This window comes from Paenibacillus pasadenensis, assembly GCF_002864175.1.
GTDB classification, from domain to species: Bacteria; Bacillota; Bacilli; order Paenibacillales; family Paenibacillaceae; genus Paenibacillus_O; species Paenibacillus_O pasadenensis.
In genome coordinates, this window is record NZ_NFEZ01000004.1 from 765,692 (window position 1) to 784,126 (window position 18,435).

Genomic DNA, 18,435 nt, shown 5'->3' on the forward strand with positions numbered 1-18,435 from the left:
GGGTCGGCGGGCGCTCGGCGGCGCGCGCCGGGCTGGAGCCGGCGGGCGCAAGGCTCCAGCCGCGGGAGGAGCCTGCGGCCGGCAGCGGCGCGCCCGCGGGTCCGCGGCCTGCCGGCCGCCTCGCGGCGGCCGACGCGCCTGCTCCGCGCCTGACGGAAGCGTACGCCAATGCCTGGGGCAGCGAGTGGTAGACAAGCTGCCGCGAATGTGTTCCATTTGCCCGCCGGGGCTGTCCGGCGGGCTTTTTTTTGAGCAAAACCCGCATGCAGGGATTGAACTCCGAAAAATCTATGGTACGATCATGTTATATATTCTTACATTGATAGTCATAGGGGGATCGCTCATGAAGAAATGGACGACAGTCGGCATGATCGCGCTGCTTGGGGTGACGCTGGCGGCCTGCGGCGGCAACGAGGCGGCAAGCGGCGGAGAGACGCTGAAAATCGCCACCGATGCGAGCTACGCGCCGATGGAGAGCATGGACAAGGACAAGATCGTCGGCTTCGACGTCGACTTCCTCGATGCGGTCATGAAGGAAGCAGGGCTGAGCTACGAGCTGACGAACACCGGCTGGGACCCGCTGTTCGCCGATCTGGAGAAGGGCGAGAAGAGCGCCTACGACGCGGCGATCTCGGCGATCTCGATCAGCGACGATCGCAAAAAGACGTACGACTTCTCGATCCCGTACTTCGAGTCTGTGAACATGATCCTGACCAAGGAAGGCGCCGGAGTCAAGGACGCGCTGGAGCTGAAGGACAAAAAGGTCGCGGTCCAGGGCGCGACGACGGCCGAGGAGCTCATGAAGGGCATCATGGGGGACGGCAACACGGACCTCAAGCGCTTCGCCAGCAACGCCGAGGCGCTGCTCGAGCTGGACAAGGGCGGCGTCGACGCGGTCGTGGCCGACTTTGCCGTCGTGCAGGCTTATGTCGAGAACAATCCGGACAAGAAGTTCGACGCCATCTTTGACAAGACTAACTTCGCTCCGGAGTACTACGGCATCATGTTCCCCAAGGGGAGCGAGCTGAAGGCGAAGATCGACGCCGCCGTCGAGAAGGTGCGCGCGAGCGCCGAGTACAAGGAGATGTACAAGAAGTGGATCGGCGTCGAGCCGGACACGAGCGATCTCGTGAACGTCAAGTAGGACGAGCGGGCGGGAGGGACCGATCGGAGGCATGCGCGGGCGCAAGGCTGCGGCGCATGCCTCTTTTCGCGGCTGGGCTTCCCGCCCCGCGCCTCATCATCCAAGAGGGGAGAGCGGCTTGTGAAGTTCGATTTCGACATCGTGTGGGACTATCTGCCCCTGCTGCTGAGGGGCACGGGCATTACGATCGGCATTTCGCTGCTGTCCATCGCGCTTGGCGCGCTGCTCGGGCTCGGCATCGGCTTCGCCAAAATGTCGCGCCGCTGGTGGCTGCGCTGGCCGGCCAGCGCCTACATCAACTTTTTCCGCGGGACGCCGCTCATCCTGCAGATCATGATCACCCACTTCATGCTCGTGCCGATGGTGCTGGGCACGACGCATGCCTTCGCCGCCGCGATCGTCGCGCTGTCGCTCAACTCGGCCGCCTACACCGGCGAGATCTACCGGGCGGGCATCCAGTCGATCGATCCCGGCCAGGAGGAGGCGGCGCTGTCGCTCGGGCTGACGCGCTGGCAGTCGATGCGCTACGTCGTCCTGCCGCAGGCGGTCAAGCGGATGATCCCGGCGTTCGGCAACGAGTTCATCGTGCTCGTCAAGGACTCCTCGCTCGTCGCCTATATCGCCGTGCCCGAGCTCATGTACTGGAGCAACGCGATGAAAGGCCAGTATCTCAAAGTATGGGAGCCGTACATGACCGCGGCCATCATCTACTTCATCCTCACCTATCTGCTGAGCAAAGCGCTGCAGGCGGTGGAGAAGCGGGTGTAGCCGCCAGGACGCATGGAACTAGAGACGCCTTCGACGAGGCGTCTTTTTTTCGCCTGCGTTCGTCAAACCGCGCCTCCAATCCAATCGTTTTGCCTTAGAAAAGCGGAGGTTTACCCTATGTAAAGGCTTTCAAAGGAACGGTACGATGGGAATATCCGGCATGGGCCGCAAAGCGTGGCTATTGCCGTCGACAAGCAGCGAAAGGGGGGGCAGGACGAAGAAAAAAGACGCGAATGCGGCATGAATGCTGAAGGAAGGCGTCATGTCCATCCGATCCATCTCAACTCGAATCAGGGAGGAATGAAAATGTCGGGTAGAAAGAAGAGCGCTCATCGTTCGATGATGCTCGTCATGGCCTTCGCCATGCTCCTTTCCAGCTTCATGAGCGGGACAGGCCTGCAAGGGATCGCAAAAGCGGCGGAAAGCGGAGCCGGAGACCGCTTCACCAGCATCCTGTCGCCGGCGTATCGGTCTGAGATCACGGACGATACGATCGACATCGAGTTTCACAACCAGCTTGGCACCACGGCCAAGATTTATTCCCAAAAGCAGCCTGCCGATCTGGCAAGCGACAGCAACGGGACGAAGGAATTGGTAGGCGAGGTTGCCTTGACCGACGGCAACGGCATGATCTCGTTCCCCGCCAGCCAATATCCGTACGGTCCCATTACGATTCGAATCCAGGTATTTCAAAATGGGGCGGAGCTCGACAACGCCTACCTGCAGCTGTACAACAAAGCCGGCGTGCGGTGGAAGCTCGGACTCGACGAAGCGCCCGCCAATCCGGTGACGGCAGGCATGGACGTCGTGTTCAGCGACGATTTCAAAACGATGCCGGCCATCAACAAAACCGGCATCGGAGCCAAGTATGCTTCGGCTAAAATCGACGAGGCGCGCGGCGGCATGTTCGGCTGGGGCGCATTCGAGGATTTCGACGGGCCTTACAATCCGTTCTCCATCCAGGACAACGAGCTGATGAAGCTGACGACGACCTATCACCCGACCGGCTATGTCCGCAACGACTATTGGGGACAGAAGATCAGCACCGGCTACCTGAGCTCGATGAACCAGGCGGGCGGAGGCTTCTACACGGAAGGCGGACGCAACCAGTATTTTGAAGCGAAGATGTTTTTCGGAGCCAATCCCGGCATGTGGCCGGCTTTCTGGACGTTAACCGCCAACGGTTATGTGCAGAACGCGAACTTGCCCAACGAGCCGAGCGATGAGATCGATATTATCGAAGGCTACATGGGCACGCCGGCCGGCTATCAGATCGCCTGGCATCCTTGGGGCTACGACAAAGGGCCGGCAGCCGGCTACGATGCTTCGAAGCTCGGCGGCGGAGCAAAGGTAGAGCTGGATGCGCCGGAATTCGGCAACATCAACCTGGCGATGGGATTCCATACGCTGGCCACCTACATTACGAAGGAATGGACGTACTACTACTGCGACAACATTCAAGTCGCGAAGCACAAGACGCTGCCGTTCAGCTGGGAGTACGGCAATTATTTCATCATCAACGCCGCTGTGTCGGACCACTACGGGATCAGCGACGGCAGCAGCGATCCTTTCGCCAATTTCGAGATGCCAGGCGGGTTTACCCGTTATGGCAATCAGGCGGAAACGTATATCGACTGGGTGCGCGTATACCAGGACGCGCCGGGAACGGTGCGCTTCGAGAGCGAGCAGGAGAAAAAAACGCTCCCTGGCGACGTCGTGCGCGTCAAGGTCAGCCGCAACGCGGAGGCAAAGGCGCTTTCCGGCCACTACGCAGTAAGCGCTCCGGACGGATGGAAGATCATGGACGAGTCGGGAACGTTCATCCCGATGGCCGAGCCGCATGAAGTGGCGTTCGCCTCCGGATCCGACTCCGACGAGTTGACCTTCCTCGTGCCTCAGGCCTACGAGACGACGGAATCGATCACGATCACGCCGACAGACAGCGCGGGCACCTCGTATCCGCCCATTGTCGTCAAAGCCAATGCGACGGGAACCGACGGCGAGCTGATTCGGGTCGACAGCTCGACCTATCCGTACCGCAGCTTGTCGGGCGAGCAGGCCGGAGCATGGAGCAGCTATGATCCCGCGGCCAACGAGGAGCAATACTTCAACGTCGTCGGCGGAGGCTGGTGGCGCGACAGCTGGAGCTGGATGTATGTCCGCAACGAGCCGCAGTCCGACATGCAGTTCAAGTTCAACGGCATATCCGCTGCGGTGGAGCTGATGCAGTGCAGCACCTGCGGCGAAGTCGACATTCGGGTCGACGGCCAGTTCAAGCAGCGCGTCAATTTGAGCAGCGGCGAGGAAAAATCGGTTCGGGCCTATGAAATCGACGGGCTAGAGAACGGCGATCATACGTTGAATGTAAAAGGCACCGATTCTTCCGCTGTGCCTGGAGGCTCTTACATTCGCATCGTAGGATTTGAATACCGTCATCTCGAGGATCCCAATCTGGCCAAATTCACGGCGGATCAAACAATATTTTCGGCAGGGCCCGGAGATGAGCTGACCGTGAATATCCAGCGCAACGGCGCCGCAGGAACACGCTTCGGCAGCTATGAGCTTGAGTTCCCCTCGGAAGGCTGGCTGGTCAAGCAAAACGGAGAGTTCAAGCCGCTCACGAGCCAAAGCTTCACGACGAATCGTTATGCCGATTCGATTATCGTGAAAGTGCCCGCTGCCTATACGAAGAAGTCAGGGGTCTTGACCATTACGCCGACGGCGAGCGACGGCTCCTACAAGCCGATCAAGGTCTTGATGCGGGCGCCTGACGCTCCGGAAGCGCCGGCGATTACAGGCGATCAGATCCGTTCGATCAATTCGGCGGCCTATCCGTATGTGTCTCTGTCCGGGGGCTCTGCGGGAAGCTGGAACGAGTTCAAGCGCAGCTCCCAGCCGACGTATCCGTTCACCTTCAACGGCAACTGGTGGAGCGACAACTGGAGCTGGATGTATATCAATGCCGGAATAGGCGATTCGTTGAAATTCGAGTTCGAAGGAGACGCGGTCGCGCTGTATGCCCGCTATTTCGACGGAGGCAAAAGCTTCGACATCTACCTCGACGGAGAGAAGCAGGCCTCGGTCGACAGCGCCGGCACCAGCGGGAAAAAGCGGGTGTTCAGCAAAAGCGGACTTGGCGCAGGCTACCATATGGTGGAGCTGAGAGCGACTTCGTCCGGAAGCATCGCGATCGAGGGCTTCGAATACAACTATGCGCCGTCGACGCAGCCGCGCACGATCGACGTCAACAGCTCGACCTATCCTTACCGCAGCAAGGACGGCGGCTCGAGCGGCAGCTGGGCCAACTTCAATCCCGCGACCCAGAACAAGGCTTATTTTACGGCCAACGGAGGCTGGTGGAGCGACAACTGGGGCTGGATGTACAACCATTCCCAGAGCGGGAACGACGGACAGAGCGTAAAGTTCGACTTCAAAGGCACGGCGGTATCGGTCTTCATGAGAACCTATGACGAAGGCGGCCTGCTGGACGCTTACCTGGACGGCGAGTTCCTCCAGACGATCGACTCCAAAAGCGCCGTGAATGACAGCAACGCCAAGGTGCTGGAACGAACGGGCCTGCACGGCGGCAATCATGTGCTGGAGCTCAAGGTCAAAGGAGACGACAGCCGCGGGGACGTCGTCGTCACCGGGTTCCGCTACGTCGATGATCCGACCGCGGTCGTAGCCGGGTTCAGCGCGCCCGAGACGCTGAACGTGACGCAAGGAGAGCAGGCGTCGTTCACGATCACGCGGGACGAAGCGGCGCAGCAGCTGTCCGGCACGTACAGCATGGCTTTCCCGTCCCAAGGCTGGTCCGTCCTCTCCGGAGGAAGCTTTGCGGCAGGCCAGGCAACCGATACGATCGTCGTGCAGGTGCCGGAATCCTATACGCTTCAATCCGGAAAGATCAAGATCACGCCCAAGGCTGGCGGCAATGTCTATCCGCAGCTGTCGGTCGGGATCGTCGCCCCGAAGCAGGCGCTGCCGAATCTCGTCACCTTGCTGTCTCCGGCTTACCGGGCGGAGATCGAAGGGCAGACGGAGCTCGAATTCACGGCTCCAGGGGGCTACGCGACGGCCAAGGCCTATATGCTGCATCAGCCGGATGCGGCTCATCCGGACCCGAGCGGCTACATCGTCGAGCTCGCTTCGGTGACGCTGGACCCTGAAGGAAAGGGCTCGTTCGCGTTCGATGCCGACGAGTTCCCCCATGGCCCGACCGCGGTCAAGGTGAAGGCGTTCAAGTCGGACGGAACGGAAATCGAGGATTACTTCCAGTTCTACAACAACGGCGGGGTCGAATGGAATATCGGCCTCGACAGCGCGGCGCTGCCGGCGGAGCTGCAAGGGAACGGCCTGCAGGTGACGTTCGCGGACGACTTCAAGACGATGCCGACGATTTCGGCCACGGGCAAGACGGCCGGCGGCGTCCGCACGACCTATACGTCCCACAAGCCGGACTATCAGGATTACGGCGGCGCCTTGTTCGCCAAATTCGAGAGCGAGTACAATCCGTTCTCGCAAGTGGAAGACTATCTGCGCATCAAGACGACCTATTATGAAGACAAGCTGCCGGCCAGCGTGGACGGCTATCAGCGCAACTTCACGACGGGATTCCTGAGCTCGGTCGGCGACGACGGCGTCGGATTCCGCACGCAGCCGTATACGGAGCAGTATTTGGAAACGCGCTTTTTCGTCGGAGCGAACCCGCTGCAATGGCCGGCATTCTGGACGCTGACCGGCGTCGGAGACGTGCATACGGACGAGCTGGACATCATCGAGGCTTACTTGCCGACGACATCCGGCTATAATATCGCGACTCATCCTTGGGGCTACGAGTATGCGCAGGATACGGACGGCAAGTCCGTGAACACGGTCCAGCTGCTCGGCAGCGATGCCGGCAATATCGCGATGGGATTCCATACGTATGCCGTCCACGTCGCCGAGGAGTATACGACGTATTATTTCGACAACCGGCAGGTGTACCGGGAAAAGACGCTTCCGCTCTCCTGGCGGAAAGGGAACTACTTCCTAGTCAACAACGCCATCACGAACAATACCGATTCGTATGCGCCGGGTTATGGATTCGACCGCTACGGGTACGAATCGGACATGTACATCGACTGGGTGCGCGTGTATGAGAATCCGTCGAATCGTCCAAGCGTCATTTTTGACACGGCGGCTTACAGTCCGGTCTCCTTCACGCCCGGCAGCGATCTGGCCGTCGAGATCAATCGCGTGACGGACGGAGCCAAGGCGCTCTCCGGCACGTACGACATCGAGCTGCCGCAAGGCTGGAGCGTCGTGTCGGGCGGATCGTTCGCAGCGGGAGCAGCCAAGGATACGATCGTGCTGCATGTGCCCGAGAGCTCCATCAAAAAAGAGGAGCGGCTGCAGATCACTCCGGTCGCGGCCGACGGCACGCGGTACAAGGCGCGTTCGCTGCTGGCGAAAAACAGCGCCGATTCGCTCGGCATCGAAATCTATCCGGCCCTGAAAGCCGATGGAACCGGCTACGAGGTGAAGGTCGAGCTGTCCAACAAGCGCAGCTCCGGCACTCTTGAAGCCGGTACGGTGCAAGTGACCGCGCCATCCGGATCGGCCGGCAGCTATCCGTTCGATTCGATCGAGGCGGGAGCGAAGCAGACGGTGACGATCCCGGCTCCGTCGCTCAACCCGGACAGCCGGACCTCATTCACCTTCCGCATTACGAACGGGGACGGCTACGACCAGACGTTGACCAAGCCGCTGTCCAGCCTGACGGCGACCCGCGTCAACGCGGACGCTCCGATCGAGGTGAACGGCGTCATCGACCCGGCTCAGTGGGCGGGGGCGGCGGAGGCGCAGCTGCAGTCGGTCACGTTTGACGGCTCGCAGGCCACGGAGAGCGACCGCTCGGGGAAACAGCTCGTAAAATGGGACGATCAATACTTGTATCTGGCGCTGGAAGTGAAGGATGACGTCCACAGCATGAATGCGGCCAATGTGGGCGAAGCCTGGGGAGCGGACAGCCTGCAGGTGTCGTTCGATCCGGAGCGGAAAACCCGTGTCGATCAGGATACGGACCATCCGAGATTCATCGCTTCGTACAATGCGGCCACCGGCGTCTCCGCGCTCGGCGTCGAGAGCTGGGGACCGGTTGCCGGCGGCAATCTGAATGACATCCGCTACAAATTCAGCCGCGATGAAGCGGCCGGCAAGACGTATTACGTCATCGCCTTCCCCTGGGACGCCGTCTTGACCGACAGCCAGAAGCCGGCCGCCGCGAATGCGACGAATCTCGGACTCTCGGTGCTGGTGAACGACAATGACGGAAACGGCCGCGAAGGCTATCTGCGGTATATGGACGGCATCGGGTCCGGCAAAAGTCCGACGAAATTCGGCGATCTGCTGCTCTCCTCCCAATCGTCGCTTCAGACCGGCGGCGGCACGGAGCAGCCCGAGGAGCTGGTCGGCAAGCTGACCGCTCCCGCCTCGGCTCGGATCGGCCAGCCGGTTGAATTGACCGTCGGCATCGACGGCGTCAGCGAGCCGTTCTCCGTCGTCGACGTCACGCTGGCGTATGATGCCTCCAAGCTCGCCTTCGAGACCGTCGCCGCGGAGGACGGCAAGCTCGCCTTGGCGGAGGGGGCCGCGGCTTCCCTCCTCGACGGACTGCAGCTGATCGGAAGCGCCGTCAAGCCCGAGCAGGGCCAGCTCCGTCTGCTGCTGGCGAGCACGGGCGCAGCGATCGACCAAGGCGGCGATCTGCTGCGGCTGCGCGGCTCGGTCAAGGCCGATGCCGGAACCGGGACGGCCGCCGTCTCGCTCCTCGCGCTGTCGACGGCAGGAGATGATAGCGCGACGGCCAATGTCGCCGGAAGCGCCGCGTCGATCGCGATCGTCGACGTCGACCGCAGCGCGCTGGGCGCCGCGATCGCCAGCGCGCAAGCGCGGCATGACAGCGCTGTCGAAGGCACGGCGGCGGGACAGTACCCTGTCGGAGCCAAGGCGGAGCTGCAAACGGCAATCGACGCCGCGGCGGCCGTATACGGCAATGCTTCGGCGACGCAAGCCGAGCTGAATGCAGCCGCAGCGGCGCTTGCCGATGCCGTCAGCCTGTTCACCGGCAAGGTCATCGTCGGCTCGGCGGATAAGACGGCCCTGACCGCCGCCGTCAATGCGGCCAAAGCCAAGGCGAGCAAGGCCAAGGAAGGCACGAAGGTCGGCCAATACGCCGTCGGCTCCAAGGCGGTTCTGCAAGCGGCGATCGACAGCGCCTCCGCCGTCAGCGGCGATCCAGCCGCGACTCAGGCGCAGGTGGATCAGGCCAAAAGCGCGATCGAGTCGGCGTATCAGACGTTTTTGACCCGCATCATTACGCTAGTACCGGGGCAAACAAGCGTGACGGTCAAGGATTTGGCCCTGCTGGTCAAAGCCTTCGGCAAAAAATCGACCGATGCCGGCTGGCAGGATGTCGCAGCTGCCGATTTGTTTGACTCCGGGGAGATTACGATTCAAGCGCTCGCGGCCGTCGCGCGCCTCATCCTGGACGACTGGCTGGCGGAGTAGGGCATCATTCACCTACGGATGAGCGAGACGTCAAGACCAAAATAGGAGGAATGCAACGATGCCGCGTCTAGCTATGCTGCTTGTCTTGTCGTTCGTCCTGCTGCTCGGAGCGCGGCCGTCCTATGCGGCGGCTTCTCCGGCCTACTCGCTGAAGGCTTCCGTTTCTCCCTCCGGAGACATTCAAGTCGTGCTGCGAGGCGAGAATTTGACCGATCTCTATGCCTTCGACGCGACGCTGTCCTATGATACGGCAAGGCTTCGGTTCAAAAAAGCGGCCAGCGCCATGCCGGGCATGTCGACCGCTCCGATCGAAAGCGAAGGGACGGTGCGCTTCGCGCATACGATGATCGGGCCTGTCGCCGGAAAAAAAGGCTCGATCGAGCTGGCGACGCTGCTCTTTGAGCCGGTCGGCACAGGCACAGCGCGCATCTCCCTCGCGAGCTTGAAGACGGTCGACTCGGCGCTGAAGATGGAAACGGTCTCCGTATCGGCGGCCGTCTCCATCCCGGTCGCCTCGACGGCCGCATCGTTCCGCGACGTCGACGCGAAGTGGAGCTGGGCGGCAGAAGCAATCTCGGAGCTGTCGAAGCTCGGCATCGTCAACGGAACGGGCCAAGGCCTGTTCGAGCCGGGCAAGCCGGTCAAGCGCGGGGATCTGGCCTTGATGGCCGTGCGCGCCTTCGGCATCGAGGGCGGCGCTGCGGCAGAAGCGTTTCCTGACGTAACTCCGGGCAAGTATTATGCTTCGGCCATCGGAAGCTTGCGCGCGGCCGGCATCCTGAACGGCGACGCGGATGGCCGGTTTCGGCCGGAGTCCCCGGTGACGCGGCAGGAGCTGATGACGATGCTGGACCGCGCGCTGGCGACGATCGGCCGGCCGCTCGCCGAGTCCGATGCGCAAGCGGCGCTGGCGGCATTTTCGGACCGGGACGCCTTGTCCGCCTATGCGATCGAGCCGGCCGCTCGTCTCGTCTCCTCCGGAATCGTGAAGGGGAGCCGCGACCGGCTCATGCCGCAAGCCTCGACGACGCGGGCCGAGCTGGCCGTGCTGCTGCACCGGATGCTGGCGATGATGGGCTAAGGGCTGAGAATGTAGGTGGAGACGCATCTCTTGGATGGACATTGGCAAGCCATGACGGCTGCTCCAATGAATCATCCGGGAGATGCGTTTTTTAGTGTCTGAAAATCATCCGGAAATCAATCGAGATTCGATCGGTAAACAAATGCAGACTCGATGTCGGCATCGGACGATTTCCCCGGCGACCGTCCTCCCTTATCGTTGAGCTATCGCGCTGCGGGCAAGCGCAAGCCTGGCTGTCCATAGCCAGCAGCGCGATGCAGCCATGAAGAGACGGAGGGAATGCAGATCATGAAAAAAAGAGCACCGTGGATCAAAGGAACGGCACTGGCGCTGAGCTTGGCGATGCTGTTCGGATTCGTCCCGGCGCCGGCATCTGCCGAGTCGCCTGGAGAGGAGCTGCCGGAGCCGGCGCTATCCGCCTCCTACACGTATCACGGGGACAACCTGGCGCATGTCGCCGATGGCATCGTTTCCTACAATGATGCCCCGAAAAACCGCTGGACCTCGTACGAATCCCCGAATTCATCGGATTGGATCGAGTTCGACTTCGGAGGCGGGACGACGCGCGATGCCGCGGCCGTCTATCTGTTCTCGGACGGAGGCGGCGTTACTCCGCCTCAGGCGCTCGATGTGCAGGCGTGGGACGGGACGGAGTGGAACAGCGTAGCCGGCCTGTCCGCGCAGCCGGCCGAGCCGGCCGGCAACGAGCTGAACCTCCTTCGATTCGATCCCGTCCAAGCCTCGAAGTTCCGCATCGTGTTCACGCATTCGGGGAGCAAGAGCGGCGCTACGGAAATCCAGCTGTTCGACTCGTCCACAGAGGCGCTGCCCGGCGCGGAGCTTGCACCGCTCGGCATCGTGTCGGCCTCGTATACGTTCCGGCTCGACCAGGTCAGCCACGTGAACGACGGCATTGTCTCTTATGGAGCAAAGCCGGCCAACCGGTGGACCTCCTACGAGTCGCCGAACGCCTCCGACTGGGTGCAGTCGAACTTCGGCGTGCCGGTTCGCAAGGATGCGGCCGGATTGTTCCTGTATGCCGACGGCGGCGGGGTCCAAGCGCCGGCCTCCTACGACATCCAGTACCAGGATTCGCAGGGAGCATGGGTCAGCGCCGAGGAGCAGGTCAAGACACCGGCCGAGCCGGCGGGCAATACGCTCAATACGGTCCGCTTCAAGCCGGTGACGGCGCAGAAGTTCCGCGTCGTTCTCGTCTATGGAGCCGCCAAAGCGGGGATGACCGAGATCCAGTACGTCGACTCCTTTGAACAGTCCCTGCCGGCCGAACCGGATAGCGGCGTCGCCAGCGCCTCTTACACGAACGGAGGGGACGCTATCGCGCAGCTCAACGACGACATCGTCTCGTATACCGACTTCCCGCGCAACCGCTGGACCTCCTATGGCTCTCCGAACGCCCAGGACTGGGTTCAGATCCACTATGGGAGCGTGTTTTCCAAAGATGCGGCCGGACTCTACTTCTTCGATGACGGCGGCGGAGTGGTCGTTCCGCAAGCCTACGAGCTGGAATATTGGGACGGATCGGCCTGGCAGCCGGCGCCGAATCAAATCCGCGAGCCGGCGTCGCCTACAGCGGACACGCTCAATCTGGTGCGCTTCGATCCGGTCATGTCGGACCGTTTTCGCATCGTCCTGACGCATGCTGGCGCAGCCCGCAGCGGCATGACCGAGCTGAAGCTCGTCGATACGCGAAAGGAGCCGATGCCGGACAATCCGCCTCCGGTGGAACGCGATCCTGAGCTGGAGATTCTAGCTCCGGCTATCGGCTCTTCCGTCCAGGGCGAGTTCGAACTCGCCTTCAAGGCGCCCGGCATGAAAAATATCGAGGCCCGTGTCTGGCATCAGCCGGATGCCGATCATGAAGACCCGAGCGGCTACAGCGCCCTGATCGGCCAGGCCGTTCCGAACGAGGCCGACGAGGCTGCCTTGTCGATCGATGCGGACAAGCTGCCGCACGGTCCGCTGACGATCGTCCTGCAGGCCTGGGATTCCGCGCCCGGCGATCCCGATTTCGTCAAGTCGGCCCGCAGCTATGTGCAGCTGTACAACGAAGGCGGCGTCGTTTGGAACAATGGAATTCCGGATGCTGCGCCGCCGCAGGCGGAAGGCATGGACGTCGTGTTCGAGGATGACTTCAACGGCCCGCTGTCCGTATCCAGAACCGGCGAGGGAGCGAAATATGCAGCCATCAAGCCGGATTGGCCGAACGGCTCCGAGTTCGGCGAGGCGATCTTTGCTGATCCGGCGGGCAGCGTCAATCCGTTCGCTGTGCTCGGCGAAAACTTCCTGCGCATCCGCGCAAGCAAGGCTCCGGCGGACTACGCCGATCCGCAAGGCTGGCACCGCGAGCACGTGAGCGGCTTGTTGTCCTCCGTGAGAGTTGACGGCTCGGGCTTTGCGGCGACGAACGGCTACTTCGAGGCCCGCATCCAGATGCCGGCCGGCAAAGGCGCATGGCCCGCGTTCTGGCTCATGTCCCAGGACAGTACCGGGGCAAGCGGCCGCCCGTCTACGGCGGAGATCGACATCGTCGAAGGCTACGGCCATAATCCGCAGGGGGTATGCCAAGCGAAGCATTGGTGGGCCGGCCAGCCCGAGACTCACGGCACGAGCTGCCTGCCGAACAGCTTTTCCTTCGGCGACAGCGCCTCGACCTGGCATCTGTACGGCGCGAAGGTGACGAAGTCGGAAGTCATCTATTATATCGACAACATAGAAGTGTGGAGGCATGACACGTTCGAGCAGGCGAATACGCCGCTTTATTTCATGTTGAACCTGGCTCTCGGCGGAGGCTGGCCGATCGACCTGGCGCAGTACGGCGACCAGCTCGACATGTATGTCGACTATGTGCGGGTATTCGAGCCGAAAAAGGGCGAGGCGACGCCGACGCCGAGCGCCGGCGCAAGCCCGACGCCGACGCCGAGCGCCAGCGCAAGCCCGACGCCGACGCCGAGCGCCAGCGCAAGTCCGACGCCGACGCCGACGCCGTCCGTGGAGAACGGCACGCTGCGTCTGCCGTTGTCCGGTTCGGTCAAGGACGGAGCATGGACGGCTGGACTTGCGCCTGAAGCCTGGGCGCAGCTGTTGAAGCAGTCGGACGGCCTTCGCAGCCTCGTCCTCGATGCGCAGCAAGCCGCGACGTCCGATTCCTATTCGCTGGAGCTGCCTGCGGCGCTCGTCGACGGCTCCCGCGCCGGCTTCACGACAAGCATCCTGCTGCCCGGCGGCATGATCGCAGTCCCGGGCAGCCTCGGAGCGAGCGGCGGCCTCAGGCTGACGCTGAGCATCGGTCCTACGCTGCAGCTGCGGCTTGAATCCGGAGGCAATCCGTTCGCCGTCGCCTCAGGAGCGACCGGGCTGACGCTTGAAGCTTCCTTCCCGGCGAGAAGCTTCGTCCACAGGCGCTCGTCGCGAAGCGCGTGCTGGAGGGCGGCCGCCTGCAGCCGATCCCGAACAGCCGATTCGATGCGGAGCGGGGCGTCCTGAGCTTCACGGTCGGATCGTCAGGCTCGTTCGTTCCTGATTTCGCGCCGGCCGCCTTCACGGATACGGGGCATCTGGGCTGGGCGCAGAAGCCGCTGGATGCGCTCGCCGCGCGCGGCATCATCGCCGGCACCGGCGCCAGCCGCTTCGGGCCTGCCTCGGAGATGAAGCGGGCCGATTTTATCCTTATGCTCTCCCGCCTGTTCGAGTGGCAGCCGGTTTCCTCCGACGCCGGCTTCAAGGATGTGGATGCCGCCGCTTATTATGCGGCTGCCCTTTCCGCCGCGCGCAAGCTCGGCATAGCGGCAGGCGATGGAGTGTCGTTCCGCCCGGCCGCCTCGGTGACGAGGGAGGAAATGATGACGCTGCTTTATCGCGCCATGCAGGCGCATGGCATCCGCTTGCAGCCTGGCTCTGCTGACGCGTTGAACGCTTTTGCCGATAGCGGCCGGATGTCGGGCTATGCGCAGGAAGCGATGCAGTCGCTTCTTGGCATGGGCATCGTCCAGGGCAGCGGCGGGAAGCTGCGTCCGGAAGAAAAGGCGACACGAGCCGAAGCAGTCCGCTTGCTGTACGGAGCTCTTGAACAGCTGGGACATAGTTGATAGCGGTAGAGGGAAAGTAAACAGACGACGATTTTACCGGGATGCCGCATCCCTTATGATGGACTCATGGAAGAAACGCAAGGCAGCGACAAGCATGACATAAGGGGAGGCAACGCAGATGAAAAAGATCCGTCAACGAAGCGCAGCGCTATCGCTCGTCCTGCTGCTCGCCATTACGAGCGCCTGCAGCAGCAACGGAGGAAGCGGCGGCAACGCGGCGAATGGAGCCGCAGGCTCGCCGGAAGGGACAGCGTCGCCGTCCGCCCAGCCGTCGGCCGCTCCGGTCGATCCGAACGCCAAGTACGATCCGCCGATCGAGCTGACGACGGTCCGCTACACCGACTCGAGCTTCAAGTTCAACGGAGGCGACTCGATCGACGACAACGTCTGGTACCGCGCCTACGAGAGCGAGCTGGGCATCCAGGTCAAAAACCAATGGGTCGTCAGCGGCGACCAGTACAGCCAGAAGATGAACCTGTCGATCACCTCCGGCGAGCTGCCGGATCTGTTCATGGTCGACTCCAAGCAATTCCAGCAGCTGGCCGAGGCCGACATGCTGGAGGACCTGACGCCGCTGCTGGAGACCTACGGCTCGCCGCTCACCAAGGAGATGGTCGAGCGCGGCACGAACGCCAAGGCGGCCGCCTCCTATGACGGCAAGCTGCTCGCGATTCCGCCGGCCGAGGATTATCTCGGCGGAGCTCCGCTGCTGTGGGTGCGCACGGACTGGCTGAAGAAGCTGAACCTGCCGGAGCCGAAAACGATGGACGACTTCATGGCGATCGCCGACGCCTTCACGAACCAGGATCCGGACGGCAACGGCAAGAAGGACACGTACGCGCTGGCCGGCTCCAAGGATCTGTTGGGCGGCTACCCGGACTTCACCGGCCTCATGAACGGCTATCACGCCTACGCCAACATCTGGATCAAGGACGACTCCGGCAAGCTCGTCTACGGCAGCGTCCAGCCGGAGATGAAAACCGCGCTCGGCAAGCTGCAGGAGCTGTACAAGGCCGGCATGATCGACAAGGAGTTCGCCGTCAAGGACGGCGGCAAGTCGGCCGAGCTGCAAGCAGCGGGCAAGGTCGGCATGAGCTACGGCGCGATGTGGAATCCGCTCTGGCCGCTGCAGGACAGCGTGACCAAGGACCCGAACGCCGAGTGGGGCGCCTACCCGGTGCTGTCCGCGGACAGTGAGCCGGCCAAAGCCCAGTCCAAGGCCGACTTCAACTCCTTCTGGGTCGTCCGCAAAGGCGCGGAGCATCCCGAGGCGATCATCAAGCTGTTCAACCTGTACAACGAAAAGATCGTCAGCGAAAACGCCGAGCCGGCGACGTTCCACAGCAAGGACGGCGTGGAGTTCTTCAAATACGCGCTCATGTCCAACGGCTTCGGCACCCCGGAGGGGCTGCTCGCCATCCACAAGCAGGTCGTCGCCGCGCTCGAGTCCGGCGATCCAGCGGCGCTCAATCCGGAGGGCAAGGACTACTATGACAAAATCAAGAAGTTCCAGGACGGCGACAAGGCGAACTGGGGCACGAACAAAGTATTCGGCGTCGGCGGCTCGTGGGATGTCATCGGCAAAAACTACGTCGATGCCGGCAACCTGATGAAAAGCGAGTTCTTCGGCGCTCAGACGCCGACGATGAGCGAGAAGCAGGCCATCCTCGACAAGCTCGTGCTCGAGACGTTCACCAAGATCATTCTCGGCGCCTCGCTCGATACGTTCGACAAGTTCGTCACCGACTGGAGCAAGCTCGGCGGCGAGCAGATCACCAAGGAAGTGAACGACTGGTACGCCACTAAAAACGGCTGAGTTCCTCCGGACTCGGACGGACGAATCGGGGGGATCGGAGCTGCTTCCGATCCCTTTCCTGCGGTTTGGCTGCGGATGGCGGTCTCTTGGCCGCCGCTTTTTTTTCAAAAGGAGGGCATTCCCATGTTCAGCGCCAAGGCGAGACGCCAGCTGCCTCTTCATCTCATGGTCTTACCGTCGCTCGTGCTCGTGCTGATCTTCAGCTACGGTCCGATCGGAGGGCTCGTCATCGCCTTCCAGAAATTCTCGATCATCAAAGGCATCTTGGACTCCCCGTTCAACGGGCTGGACAACTTCCGCTACATGCTCCAGCTGCCGGAGATCGGCACGGTCGTGCGCAATACGCTCGTCATCGCCTGCATGAAGATCGTCGCCGGCCTGGCCGTGCCGATCGTCGTCTCGCTGCTGCTCAACGAGCTGCGTCTGCAGCTGTTCAAGCGCTGGATCCAGACGATGATCTACCTGCCGCATTTTCTGTCCTGGATCATTCTGGGCGGCATCCTGATCGACATCCTCTCTCCGTCGCAGGGCATCATCAACCAGCTGCTCGGCGCGTTCGGCATCGAGCCGGTCTTTTTCCTCGGCGATGCGCGCTGGTTCCCGGCGGTCGTGGTCGTATCGGACGTGTGGAAGGAATTCGGCTTCAGCACGATCGTTTATCTCGCGGCGCTCGCCGGCATCAATCCCGCGCTCTACGAGGCGGCCGTCATCGACGGCGCGAACCGCTGGAAGCAGACGCTGCACATCACGCTGCCCGGCATGATCCCCGTCATCGTGCTGCTGGCGACGCTCAGCCTGGGCAACGTGCTGAACGCCGGCTTCGACCAGATCTTCAACCTGTACAGCCCGGTCGTCTACGAGACCGGCGACATCATCGACACGCTCGTGTACCGGATCGGCCTCGAGCAGGCCCAGTACAGCCTCGCGACCGCCGTCGGACTGATGAAGTCGATCGTGTCGGTCATCCTCATCTCGGTGTCCTACTACCTCGCGTACCGGCTGGCGAACTATCGGATTTTCTAGAAAGGAGCGAGTCGCCATGAATCATCTCACCCGCGCAGGGCGCGTCTTCAACGCCTTCAACGCCGGCTTCCTGCTGCTGCTCGCGCTGCTCTGCCTGTTCCCGCTCGTCAACGTGCTCGCCGTCTCGCTCAGCTCCAGCTCCGCCGCCGGCGCCGGACTCGTCACGCTCTGGCCGGTCGACTTCACGCTGCAGTCGTACGAATTCGTGCTGAACAAGCCCGAGTTTCTGCGGGCGCTCCTCATCAGCGTCGAGCGGCTGCTGCTCGGCACCGCCATCAACATGCTGCTGACGATCACGCTCGCCTATCCGCTGTCCAAGGAGCCGGCCGCCTTCAAGGGCCGCACCGTCTACGTCTGGTTTTTTGTCGTCACGATCCTCGTCGGCGGCGGACTCATCCCGTGGTACCTGATCATCCAGAAGCTCGGCCTGCTCGGCTCGATCTGGGCGCTCGTGCTGCCCGGCGCGGTCAACGTGTTCAACGCCGTGCTGCTGCTCAATTTCTATCGCGGCCTGCCGCGGGAGCTGGAGGAGGCGGCCTTTGTCGACGGCGCGGGCCACTGGCGCATCCTGTGGAGCATCTATGTGCCGCTGTCGATGCCGGCGATCGCCACGCTCATCCTGTTCTCGATGGTCGGCCACTGGAATTCCTGGTTCGACGGCCTCATCCTGATGAACTCCCCGAGCGAGTATCCGCTGCAGAGCTATCTGCAGACAGTCGTCATCAACCGCGACCTGACGCTCGTCACGATGTCGGACGCCGCGACGCTCGCCGCCGTATCCGACCGCACGCTCAAGGGCGCGCAGATTTTCCTGGCGGCGCTGCCGATCATCTGCGTCTATCCGTTCCTGCAGCGCTTTTTCATCAAAGGCATCGTCGTCGGCAGCGTCAAGGAATAGAGAGGAGACTGCCTTATGTCAGACGCTCACCCAAAGTCAGACGTTCAC

The 18,435-nt window shown here is 62.3% G+C and carries 9 protein-coding genes; all 9 read left to right on the forward strand.

The window, feature by feature from the left end:
* The first annotated feature begins 343 nt into the window (after positions 1–343).
* The 9 genes from B8V81_RS13050 (at position 344) to B8V81_RS13090 (ending at position 18,387) form a co-directional block, all read left to right on the forward strand.
* Positions 344–1,144, forward strand: coding sequence for a transporter substrate-binding domain-containing protein (locus tag B8V81_RS13050; RefSeq protein ID WP_028600052.1), 801 nt, complete (start codon positions 344–346; stop codon positions 1,142–1,144).
* A 120-nt stretch (positions 1,145–1,264) separates the two neighbouring features.
* The gene (locus B8V81_RS13055) at positions 1,265–1,912 is read left to right on the forward strand and encodes an amino acid ABC transporter permease (protein ID WP_028600053.1); all 648 of its coding nucleotides are present in this window, start codon (positions 1,265–1,267) and stop codon (positions 1,910–1,912) included.
* A 306-nt stretch (positions 1,913–2,218) separates the two neighbouring features.
* Positions 2,219–9,463, forward strand: a complete 7,245-nt coding sequence (locus B8V81_RS13060) for a sugar-binding protein (protein WP_180968442.1) — start codon at positions 2,219–2,221, stop codon at positions 9,461–9,463.
* 58 nt (positions 9,464–9,521) lie between these two features.
* On the forward strand, positions 9,522–10,544 hold the full coding sequence (locus B8V81_RS13065) for an S-layer homology domain-containing protein (protein WP_101808506.1): 1,023 nt from the start codon (positions 9,522–9,524) through the stop codon (positions 10,542–10,544).
* 288 nt (positions 10,545–10,832) lie between these two features.
* Positions 10,833–14,048: a discoidin domain-containing protein gene (locus tag B8V81_RS13070; protein ID WP_180968443.1), complete on the forward strand. Its 3,216-nt coding sequence runs from the start codon at positions 10,833–10,835 to the stop codon at positions 14,046–14,048.
* Entirely contained in the window at positions 13,982–14,650 is a 669-nt protein-coding gene (locus B8V81_RS13075; protein ID WP_028600057.1) for an S-layer homology domain-containing protein, read from the forward strand. The genes B8V81_RS13070 and B8V81_RS13075 overlap by 67 nt, the downstream gene beginning before the upstream one ends.
* A 118-nt stretch (positions 14,651–14,768) precedes the next feature.
* The gene (locus tag B8V81_RS13080) at positions 14,769–16,466 is read left to right on the forward strand and encodes an extracellular solute-binding protein (protein ID WP_028600058.1); all 1,698 of its coding nucleotides are present in this window, start codon (positions 14,769–14,771) and stop codon (positions 16,464–16,466) included.
* Between the two features lie 123 nt (positions 16,467–16,589).
* Complete coding sequence (locus tag B8V81_RS13085; protein ID WP_028600059.1) at positions 16,590–17,489, forward strand: ABC transporter permease; 900 nt, start codon at positions 16,590–16,592, stop codon at positions 17,487–17,489.
* A 16-nt stretch (positions 17,490–17,505) separates the two neighbouring features.
* Positions 17,506–18,387 (forward strand): carbohydrate ABC transporter permease, encoded by an 882-nt coding sequence (locus tag B8V81_RS13090; RefSeq protein ID WP_028600060.1) that lies wholly within the window; start codon positions 17,506–17,508, stop codon positions 18,385–18,387.
* The last annotated feature ends 48 nt before the right edge of the window (positions 18,388–18,435 follow it).

Coding starts and splice junctions, on each gene's coding strand:
- B8V81_RS13050 (WP_028600052.1), top strand. CDS start 344: ATGAAGAAATGGACGACAGTCGGCATGATCGCGCTGCTTGGGGTGACG.
- B8V81_RS13060 (WP_180968442.1), top strand. CDS start 2,219: ATGTCGGGTAGAAAGAAGAGCGCTCATCGTTCGATGATGCTCGTCATG.
- B8V81_RS13065 (WP_101808506.1), top strand. CDS start 9,522: ATGCCGCGTCTAGCTATGCTGCTTGTCTTGTCGTTCGTCCTGCTGCTC.
- B8V81_RS13070 (WP_180968443.1), top strand. CDS start 10,833: ATGAAAAAAAGAGCACCGTGGATCAAAGGAACGGCACTGGCGCTGAGC.
- B8V81_RS13080 (WP_028600058.1), top strand. CDS start 14,769: ATGAAAAAGATCCGTCAACGAAGCGCAGCGCTATCGCTCGTCCTGCTG.
- B8V81_RS13085 (WP_028600059.1), top strand. CDS start 16,590: ATGTTCAGCGCCAAGGCGAGACGCCAGCTGCCTCTTCATCTCATGGTC.
- B8V81_RS13090 (WP_028600060.1), top strand. CDS start 17,506: ATGAATCATCTCACCCGCGCAGGGCGCGTCTTCAACGCCTTCAACGCC.